Source organism: Type-A symbiont of Plautia stali (genome assembly GCF_059731155.1).
Map to the genome: position 1 here is coordinate 2,240,355 of NZ_AP035891.1, position 25,465 is coordinate 2,265,819.

The 25,465-nt window shown below is 57.3% G+C and carries 17 protein-coding genes, 1 tRNA gene, 9 pseudogenes, 1 riboswitch and 1 other annotated feature; of the genes and pseudogenes, 14 read left to right on the forward strand and 13 right to left on the reverse strand.

Annotated elements, in window-relative coordinates; genetic code table 11:
* Positions 1-21: 21 nt before the first annotated feature.
* A tRNA-Glu gene (locus AC6I8M_RS12055) sits at positions 22-97 on the reverse strand.
* Between the two features lie 210 nt (positions 98-307).
* Between AC6I8M_RS12055 and AC6I8M_RS12060 the strand changes: the two genes are divergently transcribed.
* A complete protein-coding gene (locus tag AC6I8M_RS12060; RefSeq protein WP_022537112.1) occupies positions 308-1,150 on the forward strand; it encodes an IS3 family transposase in 843 nt (280 codons plus the stop codon).
* 138 nt (positions 1,151-1,288) lie between these two features.
* Positions 1,289-2,163: a sequence feature (16S ribosomal RNA rRNA prediction is too short), on the reverse strand.
* A gap of 416 nt (positions 2,164-2,579) precedes the next feature.
* On the opposite strand, the gene gmhB is transcribed toward AC6I8M_RS12060, so the two are convergent.
* Entirely contained in the window at positions 2,580-3,140 is a 561-nt protein-coding gene (gene gmhB / locus AC6I8M_RS12065; protein WP_010618748.1) for a D-glycero-beta-D-manno-heptose 1,7-bisphosphate 7-phosphatase, read from the reverse strand.
* Positions 3,141-3,328: 188 nt separating this feature from the next.
* Between gmhB and metN the strand changes: the two genes are divergently transcribed.
* From metN to proS, 6 genes and pseudogenes are all read left to right on the forward strand, one after another.
* The gene (gene metN / locus AC6I8M_RS12070) at positions 3,329-4,360 is read left to right on the forward strand and encodes a methionine ABC transporter ATP-binding protein MetN (protein WP_010618747.1); all 1,032 of its coding nucleotides are present in this window, start codon (positions 3,329-3,331) and stop codon (positions 4,358-4,360) included.
* Positions 4,353-5,006, forward strand: coding sequence for a methionine ABC transporter permease MetI (locus AC6I8M_RS12075; protein WP_010618746.1), 654 nt, complete (start codon positions 4,353-4,355; stop codon positions 5,004-5,006). Before metN ends, AC6I8M_RS12075 begins: the two co-directional genes overlap by 8 nt.
* A gap of 38 nt (positions 5,007-5,044) precedes the next feature.
* Positions 5,045-5,860 (forward strand): MetQ/NlpA family lipoprotein, encoded by an 816-nt coding sequence (locus AC6I8M_RS12080; protein ID WP_010618745.1) that lies wholly within the window; start codon positions 5,045-5,047, stop codon positions 5,858-5,860.
* Between the two features lie 127 nt (positions 5,861-5,987).
* Positions 5,988-6,389, forward strand: a pseudogene (gene rcsF, locus AC6I8M_RS12085) (envelope stress sensor lipoprotein RcsF).
* Positions 6,386-7,093 (forward strand): tRNA (N6-threonylcarbamoyladenosine(37)-N6)-methyltransferase TrmO, encoded by a 708-nt coding sequence (gene tsaA / locus AC6I8M_RS12090; protein ID WP_010618744.1) that lies wholly within the window; start codon positions 6,386-6,388, stop codon positions 7,091-7,093. The pseudogene rcsF and the gene tsaA overlap by 4 nt, the downstream one beginning before the upstream one ends.
* A 91-nt stretch (positions 7,094-7,184) precedes the next feature.
* Positions 7,185-8,903, forward strand: coding sequence for a proline--tRNA ligase (gene proS / locus AC6I8M_RS12095; RefSeq protein WP_010618743.1), 1,719 nt, complete (start codon positions 7,185-7,187; stop codon positions 8,901-8,903).
* 32 nt (positions 8,904-8,935) lie between these two features.
* On the opposite strand, the pseudogene arfB reads toward proS, so the two are convergent.
* A pseudogene (gene arfB, locus AC6I8M_RS12100) lies at positions 8,936-9,345 on the reverse strand (alternative ribosome rescue aminoacyl-tRNA hydrolase ArfB).
* A gap of 216 nt (positions 9,346-9,561) precedes the next feature.
* Here arfB and AC6I8M_RS12105 point away from each other — a divergent pair.
* Both AC6I8M_RS12105 and rof read left to right on the forward strand, forming a co-directional pair.
* Positions 9,562-9,752 (forward strand): annotated as a pseudogene (locus tag AC6I8M_RS12105) (YaeP family protein).
* Positions 9,739-10,002: a Rho-binding antiterminator gene (gene rof, locus AC6I8M_RS12110; protein WP_010618741.1), complete on the forward strand. Its 264-nt coding sequence runs from the start codon at positions 9,739-9,741 to the stop codon at positions 10,000-10,002. Before AC6I8M_RS12105 ends, rof begins: the two are co-directional and overlap by 14 nt.
* Positions 10,003-10,041: 39 nt before the next feature.
* On the opposite strand, the gene AC6I8M_RS12115 is transcribed toward rof, so the two are convergent.
* From AC6I8M_RS12115 to AC6I8M_RS12130, 4 genes and pseudogenes are all read right to left on the reverse strand, one after another.
* Positions 10,042-10,350, reverse strand: coding sequence for a c-type cytochrome (locus AC6I8M_RS12115; RefSeq protein ID WP_041387381.1), 309 nt, complete (start codon positions 10,348-10,350; stop codon positions 10,042-10,044).
* Positions 10,351-10,365: 15 nt separating this feature from the next.
* A complete protein-coding gene (gene tilS, locus AC6I8M_RS12120) occupies positions 10,366-11,664 on the reverse strand; it encodes a tRNA lysidine(34) synthetase TilS (RefSeq protein ID WP_010618739.1) in 1,299 nt (432 codons plus the stop codon).
* A gap of 54 nt (positions 11,665-11,718) precedes the next feature.
* A pseudogene (locus AC6I8M_RS12125) lies at positions 11,719-12,092 on the reverse strand (VOC family protein).
* A gap of 75 nt (positions 12,093-12,167) precedes the next feature.
* Complete coding sequence (locus AC6I8M_RS12130; RefSeq protein ID WP_010618737.1) at positions 12,168-14,318, reverse strand: lysine decarboxylase LdcC; 2,151 nt, start codon at positions 14,316-14,318, stop codon at positions 12,168-12,170.
* 395 nt (positions 14,319-14,713) lie between these two features.
* Here AC6I8M_RS12130 and AC6I8M_RS12135 point away from each other — a divergent pair, with 395 nt between their 5' ends.
* Positions 14,714-15,610, forward strand: coding sequence for an IS110 family RNA-guided transposase (locus AC6I8M_RS12135; RefSeq protein ID WP_498013394.1), 897 nt, complete (start codon positions 14,714-14,716; stop codon positions 15,608-15,610).
* A 132-nt stretch (positions 15,611-15,742) separates the two neighbouring features.
* On the opposite strand, the gene yegS is transcribed toward AC6I8M_RS12135, so the two are convergent.
* The 5 genes and pseudogenes from yegS to AC6I8M_RS12160 form a co-directional block, all read right to left on the reverse strand.
* Positions 15,743-16,642: a lipid kinase YegS gene (yegS, locus tag AC6I8M_RS12140; RefSeq protein WP_010617666.1), complete on the reverse strand. Its 900-nt coding sequence runs from the start codon at positions 16,640-16,642 to the stop codon at positions 15,743-15,745.
* Between the two features lie 228 nt (positions 16,643-16,870).
* The gene (trhP, locus tag AC6I8M_RS12145) at positions 16,871-18,223 is read right to left on the reverse strand and encodes a prephenate-dependent tRNA uridine(34) hydroxylase TrhP (protein WP_051588463.1); all 1,353 of its coding nucleotides are present in this window, start codon (positions 18,221-18,223) and stop codon (positions 16,871-16,873) included.
* A 54-nt stretch (positions 18,224-18,277) separates the two neighbouring features.
* Positions 18,278-19,372: pseudogene (gene baeS / locus AC6I8M_RS12150) on the reverse strand (envelope stress sensor histidine kinase BaeS); the annotation flags it as partial.
* Positions 19,369-19,764: pseudogene (locus tag AC6I8M_RS12155) on the reverse strand (MFS transporter); the annotation flags it as partial. The pseudogenes AC6I8M_RS12155 and baeS, both read right to left, overlap by 4 nt.
* 7 nt (positions 19,765-19,771) lie before the next feature.
* Positions 19,772-20,468 (reverse strand): annotated as a pseudogene (locus AC6I8M_RS12160) (IS5 family transposase).
* A gap of 61 nt (positions 20,469-20,529) precedes the next feature.
* On the opposite strand from AC6I8M_RS12160, the pseudogene ahpF reads away from it, so the two are divergent.
* A pseudogene (gene ahpF / locus AC6I8M_RS12165) lies at positions 20,530-21,896 on the forward strand (alkyl hydroperoxide reductase subunit F); the annotation flags it as partial.
* Between the two features lie 52 nt (positions 21,897-21,948).
* Here ahpF and AC6I8M_RS12170 read toward each other — a convergent pair.
* Positions 21,949-22,146: a hypothetical protein gene (locus tag AC6I8M_RS12170; protein ID WP_010616911.1), complete on the reverse strand. Its 198-nt coding sequence runs from the start codon at positions 22,144-22,146 to the stop codon at positions 21,949-21,951.
* 344 nt (positions 22,147-22,490) lie between these two features.
* Positions 22,491-22,586: riboswitch (TPP riboswitch) on the forward strand.
* Between the two features lie 33 nt (positions 22,587-22,619).
* Between AC6I8M_RS12170 and thiM the strand changes: the two genes are divergently transcribed.
* The 3 genes and pseudogenes from thiM (at position 22,620) to AC6I8M_RS12185 (ending at position 25,319) form a co-directional block, all read left to right on the forward strand.
* A complete protein-coding gene (thiM, locus tag AC6I8M_RS12175; protein ID WP_498013395.1) occupies positions 22,620-23,405 on the forward strand; it encodes a hydroxyethylthiazole kinase in 786 nt (261 codons plus the stop codon).
* The gene (gene thiD, locus AC6I8M_RS12180) at positions 23,402-24,202 is read left to right on the forward strand and encodes a bifunctional hydroxymethylpyrimidine kinase/phosphomethylpyrimidine kinase (protein ID WP_010616913.1); all 801 of its coding nucleotides are present in this window, start codon (positions 23,402-23,404) and stop codon (positions 24,200-24,202) included. Before thiM ends, thiD begins: the two co-directional genes overlap by 4 nt.
* A 146-nt stretch (positions 24,203-24,348) precedes the next feature.
* Positions 24,349-25,319, forward strand: a pseudogene (locus AC6I8M_RS12185) (class I fructose-bisphosphate aldolase).
* Positions 25,320-25,465 lie beyond the last annotated feature (146 nt).

Sequence of the window (25,465 nt, forward strand, 5' to 3'; positions counted from 1 at the left end):
CTTTCACTCATTACCAGCAAGTGGCGTCCCCTAGGGGATTCGAACCCCTGTTGCCGCCGTGAAAGGGCGGTGTCCTAGGCCTCTAGACGAAGGGGACACTGAAGTCTCTTTCGTAAGACGCTTTGCTCATTACTTTTTCATCAGACAATCTGTGTGAGCACTTCGCGGGAGGGTATCTTCAGGTAAGGAGGTGATCCAACCGCAGGTTCCCCTACGGTTACCTTGTTACGACTTCTGAAGTGGCACACTAAATTTGGCCACCTGAACAGAGGTGATATGCTTACCTCAGAACAACACAGGTGCCATAATGAAAAAAAGAAATTTCAGCGCAGAGTTTAAACGCGAAGCCGCTCAACTGGTCCTTGATCAGAACTACACCGTTGCAGCTGCGGCCAATGCTATGGATGTGGGTCTTTCTACCATGACGCGATGGGGAAAACAGTTGCGGGATGAACGACAGGGCAAAATACCTAAAGCCTCCCCTATAACCCCGGAACAGATTGAAATACGCGAGCTGAAGAAAAAGCTACAACGTATTGAAATGGAAAACGACATATTAAAAAAGGCTACCCACCGGTATAAACGTGGTGGTCATGAACACATCGTTATCCCGAATCGCCTTGAGCGACAGTTCGCAGTGACAGAGCCTAATCAGGTGTGGTGCGGCGATGTGACGTACATCTGGACAGGCAGGCGTTGGGCTTACCTCGCTGTTGTTCTCGATCTGTTGGCAAGGAAACCGGTAGGCTGGGCAATGTCATTCTCACCGGACAGCAGGCTGACCATCAAAGCGCAGGAAATGGCGTGGGAAACTCGCGGTAAACCAGCCGGAGCGATGTTCCACAGTGACCAGGGTAGCCACTATACAAGCAGGCAGTTACTGTGGCGTTGCCGGATCAGGCAGAGTATGATCCGACGTGGAAACTGTTGGGACAACAGCCCGATGGAACGCTTCTTCAGAAGTCTGAAAAACGAGTGGGTGCCAGTGACAGGTTATATAAACTTTAGCGAAGCTGCACATGCGATCACAGACTATATCGTCGGATATTACAGCTCGCTAAGGCCGCATGACTATAACGGTGGGTTACCCCCAAACGAATCGGAAAACCGATACTGGAAAAACTCTAAAGCGGTGGCCAGTTTTAGTTGACCACTTCACTGCTAAGTTCTCTGGATGTCAAGGCCAGGTAAGGTTCTTCGCGTTGCATCGAATTAAACCACATGCTCCACCGCTTGTGCGGGCCCCCGTCAATTCATTTGAGTTTTAACCTTGCGGCCGTACTCCCCAGGCGGTCGACTTAACGCGTTAGCTCCGGAAGTTACGCCTCAAGGGCACAACCTCCAAGTCGACATCGTTTACGGCGTGGACTACCAGGGTATCTAATCCTGTTTGCTCCCCACGCTTTCGCACCTGAGCGTCAGTCTTCGTCCAGGGGGCCGCCTTCGCCACCGGTATTCCTCCAGATCTCTACGCATTTCACCGCTACACCTGGAATTCTACCCCCCTCTACGAGACTCAAGCCTGCCAGTTTCAAATGCAGTTCCCAAGTTAAGCCCGGGGATTTCACATCTGACTTAACAGACCGCCTGCGTGCGCTTTACGCCCAGTAATTCCGATTAACGCTTGCACCCTCCGTATTACCGCGGCTGCTGGCACGGAGTTAGCCGGTGCTTCTTCTGCGGGTAACGTCAATCGGCGAGGTTATTAACCTCACCGCCTTCCTCCCCGCTGAAAGTACTTTACAACCCGAAAGCCTTCTTCATACACGCGGCATGGCTGCATCAGGCTTGCGCCTATTGTGCAATATTCCTCACTGCTGCCTTCCGTAGGAGTCTGGACCGTGTCTCAGTTTCAGTGTGGCTGGTCATCCTCTCAGACCAGCTAGGGATCGTCGCCTAGGTGAGCCATTACCCCATTTACTAGCTAATCCCATCTGGGCACATCCGATGGTGTGAGGCCCGAAGGTCCTCCACTTTGGTCTCGCGACGTTATGCGGTATTAGCTACCGTTTTCAGTAGTTATCCCCCTCCATCGGGCAGTTTCCCAGACATTACTCACCCGTCCGCCACTCGCCACCCAAAGAGCAAGCTCTTCTGTGCTGCCGTTCGACTTGCATGTGTTAGGCCTGCCGCCAGCGTTCAATCTGAGCCATGATCAAACTCTTCAATTTAAAGTTTGATTTGCTGCAACCAGTGCAGCGATGCTCTGTGAATTAAACTTCGTAATGAATTACGTGTTCACTCAGCAAAGACTTGATATTTTTTAAAGCCCGCAGGCTTGCGATATCAATCCTGCGAGTGCCCACACAGATTGTCTGATAAATTGTTAAAGAGCGGTGCGACGCGGCGTTCGGCCTGTTGTCGCAAGGTCGCGTATATTACGCTTTCCTCCTTCAGAGTCAAACACTTTTTTCAGCGTTTTTCTCCGGCGGGGTGAATCGCTTCACGCCCTGCTGAGCCGCCTGCGTTGCCGCTTTGCCGTCTCAGTAGTGGCGCATTATAGGGCGAACTTATGGAAGCGCAAGTGCAAATTTAAACTTTTTTACTGTTCGCTTAAGATTTGTGCAGAAGGCCTGATTTCAGGCCTTTTTCATGCGCGCCGGCAGCTCTGCGAGACTATCAATCACCCAGTCCGCGGCCGCTTCGCCTTCGGCGGTGACCGGCTTACCGCTGCGCACCAGCACTTTGGTTCCTACGCCTGCCGCCTGCGCTGCCAGCATATCTTCCAGCTTATCGCCCACCATATAAGAAGCCGCCATATCGATGTTCAGGTGTTTCTGCGCCGAAAGCAGCATGCCCGGTTGCGGCTTGCGGCAATCGCAAGTCTGGCGGTACTCCACGACCGTTGCATCAGGCAGATGCGGACAGAAGTAGATGCCGTCGAGATCGACATCGCGATCGGCCAGCGACCAGTCCATCCACTCGGTGAGTTGCATAAACTGATCTTCGGTAAACATGCCGCGCGCGATGCCAGACTGGTTAGTCACCAGCACCAGCGCGTAGCCCATCTTGTTTAACGCCTGCAGCGCTTCAATGGTGCCATCAATAAACTGAAAATTATCGATCTCATGGACATAGCCGTGATCGACATTCAGGGTGCCATCACGATCGAGAAAAATAGCCGGGACTGGGTTCGCCACGTAGAAACTCCTGCTGCAAATAGTGCCGCGCAGTATCGCATGATTGCGCGTACCGTGAGAATGGCAGATTGAATGACTTTGATTGATTTAGCCGTCTGGACACCTTACCATCCATCCAGATTTCGCCTGCCCCGGCGGCGCGAAGACCGATACACCACGGACAACGCAACACGATAACAATTAAACTAATGATTAAAATCGAAAATATCACCAAAGTGTTCCAGCAAGGTTTACGCACTATTCAGGCGTTGTCAAACGTTAGCCTGCACGTGCCTGCCGGACAAATTTATGGCGTCATCGGTTCATCCGGTGCCGGTAAAAGTACGCTGATTCGCTGCGTCAATCTGCTGGAGCGCCCGACATCCGGTCGCGTGCTGGTTGACGGTCAGGATCTCACCGCGCTCTCTTCCGGGCAATTAACGCTGGCGCGCCGCCAGATTGGCATGATCTTCCAGCACTTCAACCTGATGAACTCCCGCACCGTGTCGGGCAACGTTGCGCTGCCGCTTGAGCTGGGTAACCTGTCACGCGAGGCGATCAAAAAGCGCGTCAGCGAGCTGCTGGAGCTGGTCGGTCTGGCGGACAAACACGACAGCTGGCCGGCGAATCTGTCCGGCGGTCAGAAACAGCGCGTCGCGATTGCCCGTGCGCTGGCCAGCAATCCGAAAGTCCTGCTGTGTGATGAAGCCACCAGCGCGCTGGACCCGGCCACCACCCGCTCGATTCTGGCGCTGCTGAAAGACATTAACCGTCGTCTCGGCATCACCATTCTGCTGATCACCCACGAGATGGATGTGGTGAAACGCATCTGCGATCAGGTGGCGGTGATCAGCAACGGCGAACTGATTGAAAAAGACAGCGTCAGCGAAGTGTTCTCGCACCCGAAAACGCCACTGGCCCAGCAGTTTATTCAGTCAACGCTGCATCTGGATATTCCGGATGATTACCAGCAGCGCATGCAGGCGAGCGCGGGTGCCGAGAGCGTGCCGCTGCTGCGGCTGGAGTTCACCGGTAAATCGGTGGATGCGCCGCTGCTGTCAGAAGCCGCGCGCCGTTTCAACGTCAATAACAACATTATCAGTGCCCAGATGGATTACGCCGGTGGCGTGAAGTTCGGCATCATGCTGGCCGAAATGGACGGCAGTGAAACAGATACACAAGCCGCTATTGCCTGGCTGAAAGAAAATCATGTGAAAGTAGAGGTGCTGGGTTATGTCTGAAGCGATGCTGTGGTTACTGACGCGTGGCGTCTGGGAAACGCTGATGATGACCTTCGTTTCTGGTTTCTTTGGCTTTGTGCTTGGCCTGCCGGTTGGCGTACTGCTGTACGTCACGCGTCCGGGGCAGATTCTGGCCAACACCGCGCTGTATCGCGTGCTGTCAGCCATCGTCAATATTTTCCGTTCCATTCCTTTCATTATCCTGCTGGTGTGGATGATTCCGTTTACCCGCGCCATCGTCGGCACCTCCATTGGTCTGCAGGCGGCCATCGTTCCGCTGACCGTGGGCGCGGCGCCGTTTATCGCCCGTATGGTGGAAAACGCGCTGCTTGAGTTGCCGACCGGACTGATTGAAGCCTCGCGCGCCATGGGTGCCACACCGCTGCAGATCGTGCGTAAAGTGCTGCTGCCGGAAGCGCTGCCAGGGCTGGTGAATGCTGCTACAATTACCCTGATTACGCTGGTGGGCTACTCCGCCATGGGCGGTACTGTGGGCGCGGGCGGTCTGGGCCAGATTGGCTATCAGTATGGTTACATCGGCTATAACGCCACCGTGATGAATACCGTGCTGATTTTGCTGGTGGTGCTGGTGTATTTAATTCAGTTCTGTGGTGACCGCATCGTGCGTGCGGTGTCACATAAATAAGCAAACAACATCAATAGTCCTCTATTTAAGGAAAGGATATGTCTTTCACATTTAAAAAGATTGCCGCTGTGGGTGCTCTGATTGGCGCGATTGCGCTGGCAGGATGCGATCAGAAAGAGAAAGATCCCAACGACATTAAAGTGGGTGTGATTGTCGGGGCTGAGCAGCAGGTTGCGGAAACTGCCGTGAAAGTCGCGAAAGAGAAATACGGTCTCGATGTTGAACTGGTTACCTTTAACGATTACGTGCTGCCTAACGAAGCGCTGAGCAAAGGCGATATTGACGTTAACGCCTTCCAGCACAAGCCGTACCTCGATCAGCAGATCAAAGACCGCGGTTACAAACTGGTCCCGGTCGGCAACACCTTCGTTTATCCGATTGCCGGCTACTCGAAAAAAATCAAATCGCTGGATGAGCTGCAGAACGGCGCGCAGATCGCTATCCCGAACGATCCAACCAACCTTGGTCGTTCTCTGCTGCTGCTGCAGAAAGTGGGCCTGATCAAACTGAAAGATGGCGTGGGCCTGCTGCCAACCTCACTGGATATCACTGAGAATCCAAAGAACCTGAAGATTGTTGAGTTGGAAGCGCCACAGCTGCCACGTTCACTCGACGATCAGCAGATTGCGCTGGCGGTGATCAACACCACTTACGCCAGCCAGATTGGCCTGACCCCGGCGAAGGACGGCATCTTTGTAGAAGATAAAGACTCGCCGTACGTGAACCTAATCGTTAGCCGCGAAGACAACAAAGACGCGGAGAACGTGAAAAAGTTTGTTGAGGCTTACCAGTCTGACGAAGTGTCTGAAGCCGCCAACAAAATCTTCAACGACGGCGCAGTGAAAGGCTGGTAATTATCCCTTTCATGCGGTGCAGGGCGGCTTCGGCCGCCCTTTCTATTTCAGCATGTGGCAGCTGACTTGTTATTTCTGGTCGTCCTTGTTTCAATAACGCCACTTTTTATTACATGAGGATGTTGCCATGCGTTTTTTACCGCTCTGCTTGTTGGCATTGATGCTGACCGGGTGCGTGCGTGAATATCACCCAATAAGCAGTGCTCCGTCTCGCCCGCAGCAATCAACCAGCGAACCTCAGCGCAAACCGGCTGCGCGTCCGGCCCCGGTGAAGATCTATACCGATGCGACCGATCTGGTCAGCAATCCGTTCCGCGATCTGGGCGAAGTGTCTGGTGATGATTGCCAGAGCAGCACCTAGGACTCGCCGCCGAACCTCAATACCGCGCGCAAACGCCTGCAGATTAAAGCGGCCGGCATGAAAGCCAACGCCGTGCTGCTGCACAAGTGTGAAATTGTCTCCAGCACGCCAAGCTGCTATCGCCAGGCAGTATGCCAGGGCTCCGCGCTGAAAGTCTCGAATCAATGAGTGAATTTGCCTTTTCGCAAATCGGCGTGATCCGGTCTCCGTGGAAAGAGAAATTTGCCGTACCGCGCCAGCCGGGTCTGGTGCAGGACGGCGGTGGCGAACTGCATCTGCTGGCGCCGTACAATCAGCCTGAAGCGATGCGTGGACTGGAGGCATTCAGCCATCTGTGGGTGCTGTTCGTCTTTCACCAGACCATGGCCGGCGGCTGGCGTCCAACCGTACGCCCACCGCGCCTCGGCGGTAATGCACGCATGGGCATATTCGCCACCCGCTCAACCTTTCGCCCCAATCCTATCGGCATGTCGCTGGTTGAGCTCAAAGGCATCCGCTGCGAGCAGCAACAGGTGATTCTGCAATTAGGCAGCCTCGATTTGGTGGACGGCACCCCTGTGGTGGATATCAAGCCTTACCTGCCCTTCGCCGAAGCGCTGCCTGCGGCGCGCGCGGGTTTCGCTCAGAGCGCGCCCGACGCCAGCATGCCGGTGCGTTTCTCCGCGCTGGCGCAGCAGCAGCTGCAACAGCAGCAACGCCACTACCCGCAGCTGGCGCGCTTTATCACTGAAGTGCTGGCGCAGGATCCGCGCCCGGCTTATCGCAAAGGCGAAAGCCCCGGCCGCGAATATGCCGCGTGGCTACTCGACTTTAATGTGCGCTGGCGCATTGACGCGGCGGGAACCGAGGTGATCGCACTCGATCCGCGCTAAAACAAGCTTTTGAGTGACTGATCTCGCTGGTACACTAGCCGCCAGCAAATTTTTTGTTCGTATCCTTCCGTACAACTGGAATCGTAAATTAATGCGTACTACTCAATATCTGCTCTCCACCCTGAAGGAGACGCCTTCCGATGCTGAAGTGATCAGCCACCAGCTGATGCTGCGCGCCGGTATGATCCGCAAACTGGCTTCTGGTCTCTATACCTGGCTGCCGACCGGTATTCGCGTGCTGCGAAAAGTTGAAAACATCGTGCGCGAAGAGATGAACAACGCCGGTGCGATTGAGATCTCAATGCCGGTGGTTCAGCCAGCCGATCTGTGGGAAGAGAGCGGTCGCTGGGAGCAGTACGGCCCGGAGCTGCTGCGCATTAAAGACCGCCACGAGCGTCCGTTCGTCCTGGGTCCGACCCATGAAGAAGTGGTCACCGACCTGATCCGCAACGAGCTGAGTTCCTATAAGCAGCTGCCGCTCAACGTCTATCAGATCCAGACAAAATTCCGTGATGAAGTACGCCCGCGTTTTGGCGTGATGCGTTCGCGCGAATTTATCATGAAGGATGCGTACTCGTTCCACACCTCGCAGGAGTCGCTGCAGGAAACTTACGATGCGATGTACCGCGCCTACAGCCAGAGCTTCAGCCGCATGGGGCTGGATTTCCGCGCCGTACAGGCCGATACCGGTTCGATTGGCGGCAGCGGCTCGCATGAGTTCCAGGTGCTGGCGCAGAGTGGTGAAGATGATGTGATCTTCTCCAGCGAGTCCGATTACGCGGCCAACATTGAGAAAGCCGAAGCGCTGGCACCTGCCGGTGAGCGCCCGGCGGCAACGCAGACGCTGACGCAGTTCGCCACGCCAAACGCGAAAACCATCGCCGAGCTGGTCGAACAGCACCAGATCCCGGTAGAAAAAACGGTGAAAACGCTGATCGTGAAAGCCAGCGAAGAGAGCGGCCATTCGCTGGTTGCGCTGCTGTTACGCGGCGACCACGAGCTCAACGAAATCAAAGCCGAGCATCTGGACATTGTGGCCGCTCCACTGGAAATGGACAGCGAGGAAGAGATTCGCGCCGCCATCGGTGCCGGTTTTGGTTCTCTCGGTCCGGTCGGTCTGACCATCCCGGTGATTGCTGACCGCACCGTGGCAAAAATGAGTGACTTCGCAGCAGGCGCCAACATTGATGGCCAGCACTATGCCGGCATCAACTGGGGCCGCGATCTGCCAGAAACACGCGTAGAAGATATTCGTAACGTGGTAGAAGGCGATCCGAGCCCGGATGGCAAAGGCATGTTGATGATTAAGCGCGGCATTGAAGTCGGCCACATCTTCCAGCTCGGCACCAAATATTCGGACGCGATGAAAGCAGCGGTACAGGGTGAAGATGGTCGCAACCAGATCATGACCATGGGCTGCTACGGTATCGGTATCACCCGCGTCGTGGCGGCGGCTATCGAACAGAACCACGACGAGCGCGGTATTATCTGGCCAGCGGCGCTGGCACCGTTCGAAGTGGCGATTCTGCCGATGAACATGCACAAATCCTTCCGCGTGAAAGAGCTGGCGGAACAGCTGTACAACGAGCTGCGCGCCAAAGGCATCGACGTAATTCTTGACGATCGTAAAGAGCGTCCGGGCGTGATGTTCGCCGATATGGAACTGATCGGCGTACCGCACACTATCGTGATTGGCGATCGCAACCTGGATAACCAGGAGATTGAGTACAAAGCCCGCGCCGCCAGCGAGAAGCAGATGATCAAGCAGCACGACATCGTCGACTTCCTCAGCCGCGCACTCAACAAGTAATCCCCTAACACCTCCTGCCGGAGACGTTTTTTTTAGCGTAGCTTGCCGCGTAGCGCCTTCACATTGCTACGTCGTGATTTGCCTTCCAGCCGCCGCTCTCTTGACGCCCGCGTCGGGCGCGTCGCGCGGCGCACTTTCTCCACCGTTGTCAGCTCGCGTATCAGGTTGATCAGCCGCTGCAGCGCCGCTTCGCGGTTCATCTCCTGGCTGCGATACTCCTGCGCTTTGATAATCACCACGCCATCGGCGCTGATCAAATGGTGGTTCGCCTCCAGCAGCCGCTGTTTATAAAACGGCGGTAGCGACGAGGCGTGAATATCGAAGCGCAGATGGATGGCGGTCGACGTCTTATTGACGTGCTGGCCGCCCGCGCCCTGAGCGCGAATGGCACTGAGCTCCACTTCATGTCCGCAATTGAAACACTACGTGACAGCACAATCATCTGCCACCTGCCGTTATCAGCGCGGTTGTATCCGGAAATAACCTGTTCATCAACTTAACCTTTTGTGCGCTGCCAGGCTGGCTGAGACCAGTGCTGGCTGTCACTTTTTGCCCTTTCTTTGCCACCTTCCCTGCGCCCCCTGGCTGATTTCCAGCGAACCCCTGTGATATAGTCGCATATCAACCAGAGTATTGATGCTCTGCTGAGGAGGTGTATGTGCAAAAGTATTGTGAGTTAGTTCGCCAGAAGTATACCGGGATTGGCAGCGGCGACCTGGGGTATGTGCCAGATGCGCACTGAAAGCACTCAATGATATTGCCGCTAATTCTCCGCTAAACTCTTCTGTCAGGGAACAGGCAGCGTATGCCGCTGCAAACTTATTGGTGAGCGACTATGTTGACGAATGAAGCCTACAAACCCATCAACTGTGATGACTACGACAACCTCGAGCTCGCCTGTACCAAACACTGGACGCTGTCGCTGGAGCTCAAAAACGGCGACCAGCTGAAGGCTAAAGCCGTGGACATGGTCTCACCTAAAAACGTCGAGTATCTTGCGGTCGACCTCTCCGGTGAAACGCGCGAGCTGCGTCTCGACCACATCGCCAGCGTCAGCCATCCTGAGCTGGGCACCGTTATCGTCAGCGAAGACGAATAATCTCTCCCCGGGCGGGAAAGCTGTTCCCGCCCACCTCGCTTAAGGCTGCAGCGAAGCGTAGTACGCCGCTAAATCATCCATATCCTGATCGCTCAATCCGGCCACGAAGGCTTTCATCACCTCTGCCTGACCGCCACTGCGCTCGCCTTTTTTGTAGGCCTGCAGCGAATGCAGCAGGTAAGGTGCATGCTGCCCGACCAGATTAGGGTAAAGCGGCACCGCGCTCTTACCTTCCGCGCCATGGCACGCCATACAGCTGGCGGCTTTCTGCGCGCCGGCCTTGACGTCGCCCTGTGCAAAAGCCGGCAGCGCAGCAGCCAGTAGCGCCGCGACAATCCACTGTTTCATCATTGCTGTTCCTTTTTAGGGTGTTGACCAGATCGCCTGCCAGCCTTGCGTCTCGCCCGCCGCGCCTGCGCGGGTGACAAACAGCCCAGGCGCGGCAATCAGCGTCTGGTTGTAGTAAATCAACGGAATACGTTCGCGCTGCCACGGCGGGACGCCCAGCTCCTGCCACAGTTTTTTCATTTCGCGACCACCAGCCCGGCCGACAACATGGTGATAGCCGTAGGCCTGAAAGCGCACAATAACCTGCTCATCCGCCGCCGGCCGGCACAGTTCCGCCAGCGCCGGACTGGCGTGCAGTTCACCCAGCCCATCAGGCAAAATTAATGGCTGCGTCAGCTGCTGCCAGGTTAGCGAGTGCTGACTCAGTGAGTGCTGTCGCGGCAGCCAGTAAAGCCGCTCCCGGTAGCGCCGCAGTTCGTGCGCGCCAAAGCGCAGACACGGCTGCGCATCTTCACGGCTGTGCATCACCTCGTCGGTAATGCGCTGCAGCGCGTCGCGCGCAGGCATTGCGCCACCGCGTTCGCCAATCCAGCGCCGCAGCAGCGCGTGCCGCCGCGCCTCGCTACACGCCAGCAACGGCGGAAAATGCAGCGCGCCTTGGGCATCGGTCAGCTGCGCCAGCTGCTCGCTGAGCAGCTCATCCAGCAATTGCTCCTGCTCACCGCACAGCGCTGCGCTGCGGGCGCTGGCCGCGCTGAAGTGAGGCCAGCGCGCCTGCAGCAGCGGCAGCACGTCCTGGCGCAGAAAATTGCGATCGTAGCGGCGATCAGCGTTGCTTTCATCGTCAATCCAGTCCAGCTGGTGCCCGACAGCGTAAGCTTCCAGCTGCTGACGGCTGAGGTTAAGCAACGGGCGCAGATGCCAGTGGCCGTTAACCTGCCGCTGCTGCGGCATCGCCGCCAGACCAGCCGGACCGCTGCCGCGTTTCAGCGCCAGCAGCAGCGTTTCAGCTTGGTCATCGAGGTGCTGAGCAGTAAGTAAGTACTCACCGGGTTGCAGGTGAGTAAATAACGCCTGATAGCGCGCCGTGCGGGCTGCGGCTTCAATGCCGCCGGCGCGAGCGTCCACCTGCACGCGCAGCACCTCGCAGGGAATGTGCCACTGCTGACACTGCTGCTGGCAGTGCGCCGCCCAGCGATCGGCGTTAGGACTAAAACCATGGTGCACATGTAATGTGCGCACGCGCAGCTGCGGCTGCTGGCGTTGCCAGCTTACTAACTGATACAGCAGGACGCTGGAATCGAGCCCGCCGCTGAATGCCAGCACGCAGCGGGCATCGGCTGGCAGCAGCGCAGCAAGATGAGAAAAGGACATGCACGCATTCCGTTGAGGTGAACCGCCGGATTGCGGCTCACTGCGCGCGCTATTTTACACCTGATACAGCTCCAGCGGCAAACCGTCCGGATCGGGGAAGAAGGTGCAGGCTTTACCGGTGAGAGCATCGATGCGGATCGGCTCACACACCACGCCCTTTTCCGCCAGCGCGGCAACCGATTGTTCGACATCATCCACACAAAACGCCAGATGGCGCAGCCCGCACGCTTCCGGTCCGCTGACGCGCGGCGGCGGCGCAGGAAACGAGAACAACTCAATGGTATAGATGCCATTAAGGCCAAGGTCGCCTTTCCATGAGTCGCGCCACCCATTAGCTCAAAGCCCAGCAAGTCGCAGTAAAACGCCTTACTGCGCTGATAATCGGTGGCAATAATGGCGATATGGTGAATCTGTTTTATCTGCAGCATAGCGGCTCCGAATGTATTCTGAGCCGCTTAGCCTACATGCCCGGCGCAGCGCTGAAAAGAGGCAATTATCTGAAGTTAGCGCGCAGGCTCGTCGCGCAGCACGCGCACCAGATAGCGGCCGTCGTCGGTGAGCGTGGCACCGTGAATATCAGTTTCAAAGCCGGGATAGTGCCGCCCGATGGTGCCGAGCATCAGCAGAAAATCCAGCACCGCCCGGCTCTGTTCGGTAATCATCTCGCCCGGCATCACCAGCGGCACGCCTGGCGGATAAGGCAGGATCATGTTGGCTGAAATCCGCCCGACCAACTCGCGAATGTCCACGGTTTCCACCTGTCCCTGCACCTGCCGCTGAAACGCCTGGTGCGGCGTCATCTTCATCTCCGGCAGAACGTCGAATGCCCGCAGCATCAGACGCGGCAGATCGTGCTGCAGGATCAGCTGATGAATGCCCTGCGCCAGCGTCTGGATGCGCATGTTACGGTAGAAGTCTGGATCTTCAGCATAGAGATCCGGCAGCATGTTTTTTACCCGCAGGTTGAGACCGTAGGCGCGTTTGAACTCCGTCAGTCCGCGCAGCACACTCATCGCTTTGGTTTTATCGATGCCAATGCTGAACAGGAACAGCAGATTGTACGGCCCGGTCTTCTCCACCACGATGCCACGCTGGTCGAGGAATTTCGCCACCAGCGCGGCCGGAATGCCCTCTTCCGCCATCTGGCCCAGTTCGCTCATGCCCGGCGTGAGAATGGTGACTTTGATGGGATCGAGATACATATGATCGCGATCGGCGTGCGTAAAGCCGTGCCACGCCTCATCGCCCGGCTGAATCGGCCAGCATTCGGCTTCATCCACCCGCTCCGGCTGCCAGATATCAAAGAACCAGCCGTCAGACTCTTCGCGCAGCCGCTGGATCTCCCGGCGAAAATGCAGCGCGCGCTCCACCGAGCGATTAATCAGCCGCCGGCCCGGATTACCGCGCAGCATCGCCGCCGCGGTCTCAATCGAAGAGACGATCGCGTAGCTCGGCGAGGTGGTGGTGTGCATCATGTAGGCTTCGTTGAAGGTGTCGTGATCGTAATCGCCCTTGATGTGAATCAGCGACGCCTGTGAGAACGCCGCCAGCAGTTTGTGGGTCGACTGGGTTTCATAGATCACTTTGCCGGGAATGCGCTCGCCGCTCATGCCGCTTTTGCCGCTGTAGATAGGGTGAAAGTTGGTGTACGGCACCCAGGCGGAATCGAAATGAATGGACGGCACGTCCAGCGTCTGTTTGATGTATTGCGTGTTATACAGCAGACCGTCGTAGGTTGAGTTGATGATGACCGCGTGCACCGGCCAGCTGGCGCGCGGTGTGTCGTTAACTTTCTGCTGGATGCTGTCGCGGGTGAATTCGCGCTTGGGGATGCCACCCAAAATGCCCAGCGCGTTCCGCGTCGGTTTGAGCCAGATGGGGATGATGTCGCTCATCATCAGCAGATGCGTCAGTGATTTGTGACAGTTGCGATCAATCAGTACCGTGCTGCCGGCCGGTGCGGCGTACATTCCGACGATTTTATTCGAAGTCGACGTGCCGTTGGTGACCATATAGCTCTGTTCAGCGCCAAAGGTATGCGCCACATACTCTTCTGCTTCGAGGTGCGGACCGGTGTGATCGAGCAGCGAACCCAGCTCGGTGACCGAGATCGAAACATCCGCTTTGAGCGTGTTGGCGCCGAAGAAATCATAGAACAGGCTGCCGACCGGGCTTTTCTGAAACGCCGTGCCGCCCATGTGGCCCGGCGTGCAGAAGGTGTATTTCCCCTCTTTGACGTAGGTGAACAGCGCTTTGGTCAGCGGCGGCATAATTTTGTCGATGTACTCATCGGTGTACTGCCGGATATGCAGCGCGATATCATCAGCGGCGTTGAGCGCGTATTCGAAGAAGTGCAGCGCCATGCGCATTTCATTAATGCTGACATCCATCTGCGAATGGGTGTTGATGAAGGCATACAGCGGCAGCGATTCGTTGAGCTGATTGATGTCGCTGCACAGCGCCAGGCTGTAGTCGTCCCAGTCAAAAATCACCCCGCAGACGCGCGGGTTGTGTTCGATCAGTTTCAGCAGGTCGCTGGCATTGTTGGGATAAACGGTCTGGAAACCCTGCAGCTTTAGCGCCGCGTCCAGTTCGCGAATCGGTTCATCTTTGTAGAACGCGCCGTGCGGTCCCATGATCGCAATAATATTCAATGCTCACCTCCTGTGGTGTTGTGGCACGGAATAAGGATAGCGAAAAGTGGCGGGTGAATGTTCCGGAATAGCGCCGTTGTTGGCCTGATGTTTGTCAGCGATGCATCTCAGGTCGCCATAAAGGGCGGCCTGACAAGGTTACTGCGCGGTTTTATCAGGTCGCCATGAATGGCGACCCTTATATCCCGATCATTCTCCTCCGGGTATGATGATCCCCGACTGATCATCGGGAAGTTGCTGGTGAGATGGGGGCGACCCCTGGGCATAAAGCCTGCTTTGTGGATTCATCCCCGGCAACTTAACTCCCGCCTTCAAGACCGGACGGTATCCTGTGCCCCGAGCACGCATCCATAAGGATGGTCATGGCGGTTTCCCTGTGCTGTTAAGGAGAATCTATGCAAACCCGTATGCCTGTCGGCATTGATATTGCCTCCGGAAAGTTTGATGTGGCCGTCTGGAAAGGCGACACGTCTTACAAAACCAAAGTCTTTCCCAACACCCCTAAGGGCTTTATCGCCCTGAAAAAATGGCTGGAGCCGTTCGGCTGCTGCCATATCTGCATGGAGGCTACCGGCGCGTACAGTGAGCCGCTGGCCACCTTCCTGCACGACGAAGGCTATGATGTCAGCGTGGAAAATCCTGCGCGCATCAGGCGCTTCGGGCAGGCCGAGCTGAGCCGGAATAAGACGGATAAAGACGATGCGCGCATGATAGCGCGCTACTGTAAACTGCACGGCCCATCGCTGTGGCAGCCGGCGCCGCTGAATGAACGCAGGCTGAAAGCGCTGGTGAAGCGCCTGACGAATCTTCAGGAAATGCGGCAGATGGAAGAGAACCGGCTGGAGGTATCGGATGCGGTGGTGCAGCCCTCAATCCGCGTGGTCATTGCGGCGCTGGATGCGCAGATAGACGAAACGAAGCGGGCAATAAACGACCATATTGACAATGACCCGGGCCTTAAAAAGAACAGGGAACTGCTGGAGTCCATCCCGGGCGTGCTGGGCAGCACGATGCTGGCGTATATGGGGGACATGTCGAGGTTCAGCAGCAGCAAGGCTCTTGTGGCGTGGGTGGGGCTGAATCCGATGCGGCAGGAGTCCGGTGAGTGGAAGGGCAAAAGCAGGATATCGAAGATGGGCAACAGCGCGATGCGCAAGGCCCTGTACATGCCAGCGATAGTGGCGATGAAGTGGAATCCGGCGGTAAGTTTGCTGAAGAAGCTGCTGCAGCTGGCTTATGGTGTGCTGAAGTCGGGTCGTCCGTTCGATGCCGAAATATGTCTTGCCAGGTAACCGGCAAGACGGTATCTACAAAATATGGCCCGATGCGCATTCATGCGCATCGGATACAATCCCACAACCGTTGCCGTTTGTCATAGGGTGCGCATTTATGCGCACCAGGATAATGCAGGAATTTTCAAATGATTACGCCAGCAACGGACACTGCGGCGGCAGGCGGCAGCTCAACGCGCCGGGCTGCACCTCAATCACAAACTCGCTGCCGGACAGCGGCTCGCCGTCGAGGTTAAAGGTCATCTCATGCGGTGAACGGATGGTCAGCGACGTCAGCTGTGCCGCGACAATGTTCGGGTTTTCGTCGTCACGCGTCAGCGAGTGCAGCAGCGTCGGCAGCAGCTCCTGGGCGGTTACGATGCTGAGATTGAGTTGTCCGTCATTAATCAGCGCTTCTGGACACAACCGCTGTCCGCCACCGGCCTGACGGCCATTGCCAATGCCAATCACCAGCGCGTCACCCTGCCAGTGAAAGCCCGGTCCGCTGATTTCGCAGCTGTCCGGCTTCAGCGCATCAACGCGCATCAGGCCATGAATGAAATAGGAGACGCCGCCCAGCGCCGATTTCAGTTTCTCCGGCGTTTCCGTAGTGATGCGCGTGCCAAAACCGCCGGTAGCCATGTTGATGAAGTAACGGTCGCCGTTCACCCGCACCAGATCGATGGCCTTGGCTTTGCCCAGTACCGCCAGCCGCAGCGCCGCTTCCATTTCTGCCGGGATACCGGCGCTGGTAGCAAAATCGTTGGCGGTGCCAAGCGGTAAAATCCCCAGCACCGGCCGCTGCGCTGCCGGCAGTGCTGCCAGCGCGGTGGCAATCTCATTGATGGTGCCATCGCCGCCGCCAGCCACCACGGTTTCCGCCTGCAGCTGCAGCGCTTCCTGCACGTAGCGATCACCGTCGCCTTTTTCCCAGGTCACGCGCACTGCCAGGTTAAAGCCTTCGTCGCGCAGAGTATTCACGGCGGCACGCAAATCTTCATTGCCTGCGCCTTTTCCATTCAGAATCAGCAACGTGAGGGGTTTATTTTGCATTATCGCTTCCCTGATGAGTAAGACAGAGCTGTGGTTATAGCATAGCTGCGGCGGGAACTTTATCGGCGAACAATGAAAAAAGAAAACCCGCATGGGGGAGCCGGGCGGGTGAATGAGGTGGTTCCTGGTACTACCTGCTGTTTGTTGTTACTCGTTAGCAGTAGGCGCGCTTCTAAAGCGCGGCGAAGCGGCGGTCTGTGACCCTGTTCTAACTTCGCCGTTTTCTTTTCATTTAGTGCGATTTTTACCGTGCGGATCGTAAGTGCTGTTACCGTCGGTAAAATTGCGCAGCAGCAGCGCATAAGCCAGATCGACCCCCTCCGGCACGCTGATCCAGACGCGATGACCATCTCCCGGAGCGACTTCAACCGCGGCACCCTTGTCATTCTGCATCGCCTGCAGCGTGCAGTTGAGATTCCCGTCTGGCGTCATGATCTCCACGCTATCGCCCAGCATGAACTTGTTCTTCACCGCCACCTGCGCCCACATACCGCGCCGCTCACCGGTAAATTCACCAACAAACTGCTGACGCTCCGAAATGGAAAAACCCTGCTCGTAATTTTGATAGCTGTCATGGGTGTGGCGACGCAAAAAACCTTCGGTGCAGCCGCGGTGCGCCAGCCCTTCCAGCGTCTCCAGCAGTGCCGGATCGAAAGGTTTGCCGGCGGCCGCATCGTCGATTGCGCGGCGGTACACCTGCGCGGTGCGCGCGCAGTAGTAGAACGATTTGGTGCGGCCTTCAATTTTCAGCGAATGCACGCCCATCTGGCTCAGGCGTTCGACGTGCGCCACCGCGCGCAGATCTTTCGAGTTCATGATGTAGGTACCGTGCTCATCTTCGAACGCGCTCATCACCTCGCCCGGCTTCATCTTCTCTTCCAGCAGGAATACCCGGTCGGTGGGCTGACCGACGCCGAGCGTCGCGGGCTGCACCGCAACCGGATGATGGAAGCCAACAATGTTGCCGACCTCATCCTGCTGGCCTTCGGCCACGTTATATTCCCAGCGGCAGGCGTTGGTACAGGTGCCCTGATTGGGATCGCGCTTATTCAGATAGCCAGAGAGCAGGCAGCGGCCGGAGTAGGCCATGCACAGCGCGCCGTGAACAAAGATTTCGATCTCCATCTCCGGTACCTGCTGGCGAATTTCGGCGATCTCCTCCAGCGACAGCTCGCGCGACAGAATCACGCGCGTCAGCCCCATCTGCTGCCAGAACTTCACCGTGGCCCAGTTCACCGCGTTAGCCTGCACCGACAGGTGAATCGGCATCTGCGGGAAGGCTTCGCGCACCAGCATGATCAGGCCGGGATCGGACATGATCAGCGCATCCGGCTGCATTTCGATGACCGGCGTCAGATCGCGGATAAAGGTTTTCAGCTTGGCGTTGTGCGGGGCAATGTTTACCACCACGTAAAACTTCTTGCCGAGCGCGTGCGCCTCGCTGATGCCTTTGGCGAGGTTTTCATTAATGAATTCGTTGTTGCGCACGTGCAGGCTGTAGCGCGGCTGGCCGGCATAGACCGCGTCAGGCGGCCCTGCAAAAGGTGGGGAATTGTAGGCAGGGCGACTCCCGATGTAAATTGACCTAGATCAATCTAAGCGGTTACAGCAGGCGGCCAACATCCGCTTCCCCGTGCCGCCGGCATCGGTGTAGCGCAGGCTGTTTTCCTGCAGGTTAGTAAACAGCTGCATCAGCCGGTCCGGATCGCCAAAGCTGCTGGCCTGCGCCGGCAGTATCAGGCTGAGCATCAACCCCCGGCTGCGATAGCGTTCGCCAAAACTGCCCGCCACCACCTCCAGTAGACTGACCAGATCCACCGGCTGTTTGCGGTAGGCGAGGGCGCCAGCGTCGGAGAGCGATAACTAGTGCAGGTCTTCCACCAGCTGGGTCAGCAGCGCGACTTCGCTCTGCAGCGAACTGATGGCGTCGGGGGTCAGCTTGCACACGCCATCCTGCATCGCCTCCAGCTCACCGCGTAAAATCGCCAGCGGCGTACGCAGCTCGTGGGAAATATCGGCCATAAAGGCACGCCGGTTGCTCTCGTTTTTCTCCAACGAGCGCGCCAGCTGGCCAATTTCGTCGCTGCTGCCGACCTCCACCCGGGTGGTAAATTTGCCCGCAGCCAGCTAATGGGTGCCGTCCACCAGGCGTTTCACCGGCGCCAGCAGGCCGCGCGCCAGCAGCCAGGTGACCAGCGCGGCCAGCAGCGTGGTGAGGCCGACAATCAGCCAGCTGGTCTGGCGCTGCTGATGGTCAACGTTGATATCGGTGCTGCGCGTCAGTCGCTCGGCGGGCGACGCAATCACCCAGCCAACAATCTTGCCGTTGCTGGTGGTGATATTGCGGCGCGAGCCTTCTGGCGGCACCGGCGAGCGCGGGTCGGACAATATTTTGTACTGCTGATCGATAATCCAGAACTGGGTGCGCCAGCCGTGCGGCGGCAGTTGAGTGCCGCTACCGGGTTTCTGTTCCAGCGAGCGCAGAATGGTGAAAATCAGCCGATCGTTGTTACGCAGAAAGTCCCAGCTCCCGTGCTATTCGTATTGATCGGCCAGCGCATCGCTCAGCAGCGTCAGGCGCTGCTCGTTGCCCTTTTTGATGTAATCGACAAAGCCATGCTCAAAGCTGAGGCGCACGCCCCAGTGCATGGTGATGATCACCAGCATGCAGGTGGAAAAAATTGCTATAAACAGTTTGGCGCTGATGCCGAGTTTTACCGGCTGCTTCATCCTTTTCTCCTGCCTCTCAGGTCCACGTTTTTACTCACATCGGCGGGTACGCGCCAGAACACCAGCGCCGGCAGCGCAATGACCAGCGCCATGCACAAATAGGTGTACATAAAGGTTTGATGGGTCGCGGCGCTGTCGCTCACCGCGCCGTGGCCGAAAGCGCCGAGCAGCAGACCGGCCACGGTGACGCCGATACTCATCGACAGCTGCATAATCATCGACAGCAGGTTGTTACCGCTCGAGGCCAGCTCGTCCGGCAGCTCTTTCAGCGTCAGGGTATTCATGGACGAAAAGCGGATGGCATTGACCATGCCCTGCAACAGTAGCACCACGGGCAGCAGCCAGAGCCAGTCGAGCAGCGCCACGACGGGAAACAGCAGCACCACTAGGCTGTGTCCCTTAATTACATAACCTTTTGTAAAACAGCCGGATGCGTCCCAGTTTCACCATCGCCAGATAATTCCTCGCCGTTTTGTCATAACGTGTGGCAATGCGGCGGTATTCTTTTGTCCGGAGTAGGCTTTGTCAGCCAGCACTGCATGGCCACGACGCTTCATGCTGCCGTTCCGGCGCTGAACACCAATACCGTCCAGAAGACGTTGTGCAAACTGGCTTTCGTGAGCCTGACCGGGACTCAGTACGATATTTAACGGCAGACCGCTTCCGTCTGTCGCCAGATGGATTTTGGTGCCAAAACCACCGCGAGAGCGACCCAGCCCATTATCTCCGGCGATATCGGAATGTTTTTTTGCGCCCCGGCGGCGCACCTGAGTGCCCGGATATTGCTGCCATCCAGCGCAGTTGCGGACCAGTCAGCGAGACCATGAGCATCAAGAGAAGAAAGTAACCTGTTGAAAATAATGTTAATCACTCCCGATTTAGACCATCGATTAAAACGGTTATAAACGGTCTTCCATGGGCCATATCGCTCAGGCAAATAGCGCCATGGTGCGCCTGAACACAGCACCCAGAACATGCCGTTGATGATCATACGATGTTCAGCCCATGGACGTCCGGCCCGTGGTGTTGCTGGTTCAGCAGGTAATAAGGGCTGGATGATAGTCCATGCTTCATCGGGAAGGTCGTAGCGAGCCATAGTTCAGTGTGTTGTGGAAACAGGTAGTTACTATATCTCAGGTGATTAAGGGAAACAGCCTAACCCAGGCAGCCACAGCGGTCCGCGCTTTGCCGGTTCGCCAATGGGCCACGAATTTACCTCACTGGTGCTGGCACTGCTGCAGACCGGTGGACATCCGTCAAAAGAGGCGCAGAGCCTGCTGGATCAGGTTGTTGCGCTGGACAGCGACCTGCATTTCGAAACTTATTACTCTTTGTCGTGCCACAACTGTCCGGACGTGGTACAGAGGCACTGAACCTGATGGCGGTGCTCAACCCGCGCATTCGTCACACCGCCATTGACGGCGGCATGTTCCAGAATGAGATCACCGAGCGCAACGTCATGGGCGTGCCGGCGGTTTACCTCAACGGTAAAGAGTTCGGTCAGGGTCGCATGAGCCTGGCAGAAATCGTCGGTAAGGTAGACACCAATGCGGATAAGCGTGCGGCTGAAGAGCTGAACAAGCGTGATGCGTATGAAGTGCTGATCGTCGGCAGCGGCCCGGCGGGCGCCGCGGCGGCCATCTACTCCGCGCGTAAAGGGATTCGTACCGGCCTGATGGGCGAGCGCTTTGGCGGCCAGGTGCTGGACACCGTTGACATTGAAAACTACATCTCCGTGCCGAAAACCGAAGGGGCGAAGCTCGCCGGTTCCCTGCGTGCCCACGTTGATGACTATGACGTTGACGTGATCGACACCCAGAGCGCCATCAAGCTGATTCCGGCAGCGAAAGAGGGCGGCCTGCACGCCATCGAAACCGCTTCCGGCGCGGTGCTGAAATCACGCAGCATCATCATTGCTACCGGCGCACGCTGGCGCAACATGGGCGTTCCGGGTGAAGAGCAGTATCGCACTAAAGGTGTGACCTACTGCCCGCACTGTGACGGCCCGCTGTTTAAAGGCAAACGCACGGCGGTGATCGGCGGCGGTAACTCCGGCGTTGAAGCGGCCATCGATCTGGCCGGTATTGTCGAGCACGTCACGCTGCTGGAGTTCGCCAGCGAAATGCGTGCTGATAAAGTGCTGCAGGATAAACTGCGCAGCCTGAAAAACGTTGATGTGATCCTGAACGCGCAGACCACCGAAGTGAAAGGCGACGGCAGTAAAGTTACCGGTCTGACGTACATCGACCGCAATAACCAGACCAGCCACGAACTGGCGCTGAGCGGTATCTTCGTACAGATTGGTCTGCTGCCCAACACCAACTGGCTGGAAGGCGCAGTAGAGCGCAACCGCATGGGCGAGATCCTGATTGACGCCAAAGGCGAAACCAGCCTGAAAGGCGTATTTGCCGCCGGCGACTGCACCACAGTGCCATACAAGCAGATCATCATTGCCAGCGGGGAAGGGGCCAAAGCGTCACTGAGCGCGTTTGATTACCTGATCCGCACCAAACCGGCTGAATAAGTTTTGCGATAGCCACGCAAGCGCCCTGCAACCTGTGTTGCGGGGCTTTTTTTTATCCCAGCCAGCGACGCGCTTGTTCATCGCTGATATCGCGATAATAAATTTTATGGATGCGCTCGCTGCAGCGTTTGCATTCGGCTTCGAGGTTCGTGGAATACCTGTAACGGCCGCCGGGGGCAACGGCGCCTTGACGGGAAATGGTGATATTGTGCCAGTGATGCGCGTGCGGAAGAAAACTGAATAAAGTCATTAGCGATTCCGGGTGAAGGTGAAACAGCGGTCTTCAAATCCGGAGGGGAATTAGGCCGCGTTACGCCGCCGGCCGGTTTGATATTAATCAAGTTGCGCGCTTTCTTCTGTTTATTTCCCGCATACTGTCCCGGCAGATTAAATTAACTATCCTGATGAATTTTAGGTTTTTTTGGAAAATTGATCTCCGTCGATTTCTTTATATTTTCCTGATGAACAAAAAATCACGAAAATTGATGGCGCACGTATTTTTGCTCATCGTTGTGCGGCAAAAAAGCGCACCCGACGCAGGATTTACAACCTTCAGCTGACCCTTTATGCTGTGAAAGCACGTCTGACACGGACGTGCATGACTCGGGTGCCCTTCTTTGTGAAGGCTGAGAAATACCCGTACTACCTGATCTGGATAATGCCAGCGTAGGGAAGTCAGATGCCTGACCGCATTCGCCTTCCTGATTGCCGGTTGGGAGCCTTATGACACAGCCTGACCATCTTTCCCCGGCGCAACTCGCGCACTCTCTGCAACTGCTGCGGCAGCAGGCACCGCTCGTGCACTGTATGACCAACGACGTGGTGCAAACCTTTACCGCCAACGTGCTGCTGGCAATGCAGGCTTCGCCCGCGATGGTGATTGATAGCGCAGAAGCGGCGCAGTTTGCCGGTTTTGCCGATGCGCTGCTGATTAACGTTGGCACCTTAACTCGCGAGCGTCGTGATGCGATGCTGGCGGCGGTACAGGCCGCTAACCAGGCCGGCACACCGTGGATCCTCGATCCGGTGGCGGTAGGCGCGCTAACCCTGCGCACCGAGTTCTGTCAGCACCTGCTGAGCCTGCGACCGGCGGCCATTCGCGGTAACGCTTCAGAGATTCTCGCCTTAGCCAACCAAGCCACGGGCGGACGCGGCGTAGATAGCGTGCATCATGCCGATGCTGCACTGAACGCCGCGCAGCAGCTGGCGCAACGCTGCACGACTATCGTTGCGGTAACCGGCGAAGTCGATTACGTCACCTATGGTCGCCAGATGCTGGCGATTCCCGGCGGCAGTCCGCTGATGACGCGCGTGGTCGGCACCGGTTGTGCGCTATCCGCAGTAGTCGCAGCGTGCAGCAGCCTGCCGGGCGAGCGCATCCAGCACGTGGCAGCGGCCTGCCGCGTAATGTCACTGGCCGGAGAGCAGGCCGCGCGCAGCGTGGCAGGGCCGGGTAGCTTCGTCGCCGCTTTTCTGGATGCGCTATGGACGCTGGAGGTGGCGGCATGAAACGCATCAATGCCCTGACCATTGCCGGCACCGACCCCAGCGGCGGCGCGGGTATCCAGGCCGATCTGAAAGCTTTTTCCGCGCTCGGCGCGTACGGCACCAGCGTGATTACCGCGCTGGTGGCACAGAACACCCGTGGCGTGCAGTCGGTGTATCGCATCGAACCGGCATTTGTCGCGGCGCAGCTCGACTCGGTGCTGGATGACGTGCGCATTGACGCCGCCAAAATCGGTATGCTGGCGGAGACGGCGATCGTTGAGGTGGTGGCAGAGAAGCTGAAACGCGCCAGCCTGCCGTTTGTGGTGCTGGACACGGTGATGATCGCCAAAAGCAGCGATGCGCTGCTGTCGCCCGATGCGGTAGCAAGCATTCGTGAACTGCTGCTGCCGCAGGTATCGCTGATCACCCCCAACCTGCCGGAAGCCGCGGCGCTGCTGGGTTGCCGCATGGCGCAGGACGAAGCGAGTATGCTGCAGCAGGGCGATGCGCTGCTGGAACTGGGCTGCGAAGCAGTGATGATGAAGGGCGGTCATCTCAGCGATGCGGAAAGCCCTGACTGGCTGATCACCCGCGCCGGCCGCCAGCGCTTTACCGCGCCGCGCGTTAACACCCGTCATACGCACGGCACCGGCTGCACGCTGTCGGCGGCGCTGGCGGCATTGCGACCGCGCCACGCAGACTGGGCGGGCACCGTGGCGGAGGCCAAGGCCTGGCTGCAGCAGGCGCTGCTGCACGCCGATTCGCTCGAGGTCGGCCACGGCATTGGGCCGGTGCATCATTTCCATCAGTGGTGGTAGGGCGTAACGCCAGATTGCCGTTTTTTCACTGCGTATCCGTCTGAAAAATGGAGTCAGCAATTTGCCAGCCTGGCGCGTTTCGGTCCAAGCTGTGGGGGCGAATCGGCAGGTGCCGGTTCTTTTCCAGCCATTTATCAGGAGCGAACATGACGGACATCGTACAGTTATTGGGTAAAGAGGCGGATACGCTTCTTCAACATCGCTGCATGACCATTCCAGCGGACAGCCTTTATTTGCCGGACGCGGATTATGTCGATCGCGTGATGATTGATAACAATCGTTCACCTGCGGTACTGCGCAATATGCAGGCGCCTCGTTCGCCGCCAATCCGGCCTATTTCGACCCGAAGAATATCGTCGAGCTGGCGATTGAAGCCGGCTGTAACTGTGTGGCGTCAACTTATGGCGTGCTGGCCTCCGTGTCACGTCGCTACGCGCACCGCATCCCGTTTATGGTCAAGCTGAACCATAACGAAACCCTGAGCTATCCCACGCAGTATGACCAGACGCTGTACGCCAGCGTCGAGCAGGCGTTCAACATGGGCGCGGTTGCGGTCGGCGCCACCATCTATTTTGGTTCTGAGCAGTCACGCCGGCAGATCGAGGAGATCGCGGCGGCCTTCGAGCGCGCGCACGAGCTGGGCATGGTGCCGGTGCTGTGGGCCTATCTGCGTAACAACGATTTCAAGAAGGATGGGGTGGATTATCACGCCAGCGCCGATTTAACCGGTCAGGCTAACCATCTGGCGGCCACCATTGGTGCCGACATTGTGAAGCAGAAAATGGCGGAGAATAACGGCGGCTATAACGCAGTGAAGTTTGGTCACACCGATGAGCGCGTGTACAGCAAGCTGACCAGTGAGAATCCGATCGATCTGGTGCGCTACCAGCTGGCCAACTGCTATATGGGCCGCGCCGGGCTGATTAACTCCGGCGGTGCTTCAGCCGGTGCGACCGATGTGGCGGAGTTGGTGCGTACGGCGGTGATCAATAAACGCGCCGGCGGCATGGGGCTGATCCTCGGGCGCAAGGCTTTTAAGAAGTCGCTGAAAGAGGGCGTGGCGCTGATTAATGCGGTGCAGGATGTGTATCTGGCGAAGGATGTGACGATTGCCTGATGGTGTGAGGTGCGTTTTTTCCCCTCACCCTAACCCTCTCCCGCAAGCGGGAGAGGGGACAGAAATGTGCGTTTTTTCAGAGAGTTAATCATTGAGGACTTGCTGGAACAACTCCCTCTCCCAGTCGGAGAGAGCCGGGGTGAGGG

Excerpts from the sequence above, each read along its gene's own strand:
- tilS (WP_010618739.1), bottom strand. The coding sequence starts at position 11,664 with ATGTCCTTTTCTCATCTTGCTGCGCTGCTGCCAGCCGATGCCCGCTGC.
- thiM (WP_498013395.1), top strand. The coding sequence starts at position 22,620 with ATGACACAGCCTGACCATCTTTCCCCGGCGCAACTCGCGCACTCTCTG.
- proS (WP_010618743.1), top strand. The coding sequence starts at position 7,185 with ATGCGTACTACTCAATATCTGCTCTCCACCCTGAAGGAGACGCCTTCC.
- AC6I8M_RS12135 (WP_498013394.1), top strand. The coding sequence starts at position 14,714 with ATGCAAACCCGTATGCCTGTCGGCATTGATATTGCCTCCGGAAAGTTT.
- metN (WP_010618747.1), top strand. The coding sequence starts at position 3,329 with ATGATTAAAATCGAAAATATCACCAAAGTGTTCCAGCAAGGTTTACGC.
- AC6I8M_RS12170 (WP_010616911.1), bottom strand. The coding sequence starts at position 22,146 with ATGACTTTATTCAGTTTTCTTCCGCACGCGCATCACTGGCACAATATC.
- yegS (WP_010617666.1), bottom strand. The coding sequence starts at position 16,642 with ATGCAAAATAAACCCCTCACGTTGCTGATTCTGAATGGAAAAGGCGCA.
- AC6I8M_RS12060 (WP_022537112.1), top strand. The coding sequence starts at position 308 with ATGAAAAAAAGAAATTTCAGCGCAGAGTTTAAACGCGAAGCCGCTCAA.
- AC6I8M_RS12080 (WP_010618745.1), top strand. The coding sequence starts at position 5,045 with ATGTCTTTCACATTTAAAAAGATTGCCGCTGTGGGTGCTCTGATTGGC.
- thiD (WP_010616913.1), top strand. The coding sequence starts at position 23,402 with ATGAAACGCATCAATGCCCTGACCATTGCCGGCACCGACCCCAGCGGC.
- rof (WP_010618741.1), top strand. The coding sequence starts at position 9,739 with ATGTTGACGAATGAAGCCTACAAACCCATCAACTGTGATGACTACGAC.
- AC6I8M_RS12115 (WP_041387381.1), bottom strand. The coding sequence starts at position 10,350 with ATGAAACAGTGGATTGTCGCGGCGCTACTGGCTGCTGCGCTGCCGGCT.
- tsaA (WP_010618744.1), top strand. The coding sequence starts at position 6,386 with ATGAGTGAATTTGCCTTTTCGCAAATCGGCGTGATCCGGTCTCCGTGG.
- AC6I8M_RS12075 (WP_010618746.1), top strand. The coding sequence starts at position 4,353 with ATGTCTGAAGCGATGCTGTGGTTACTGACGCGTGGCGTCTGGGAAACG.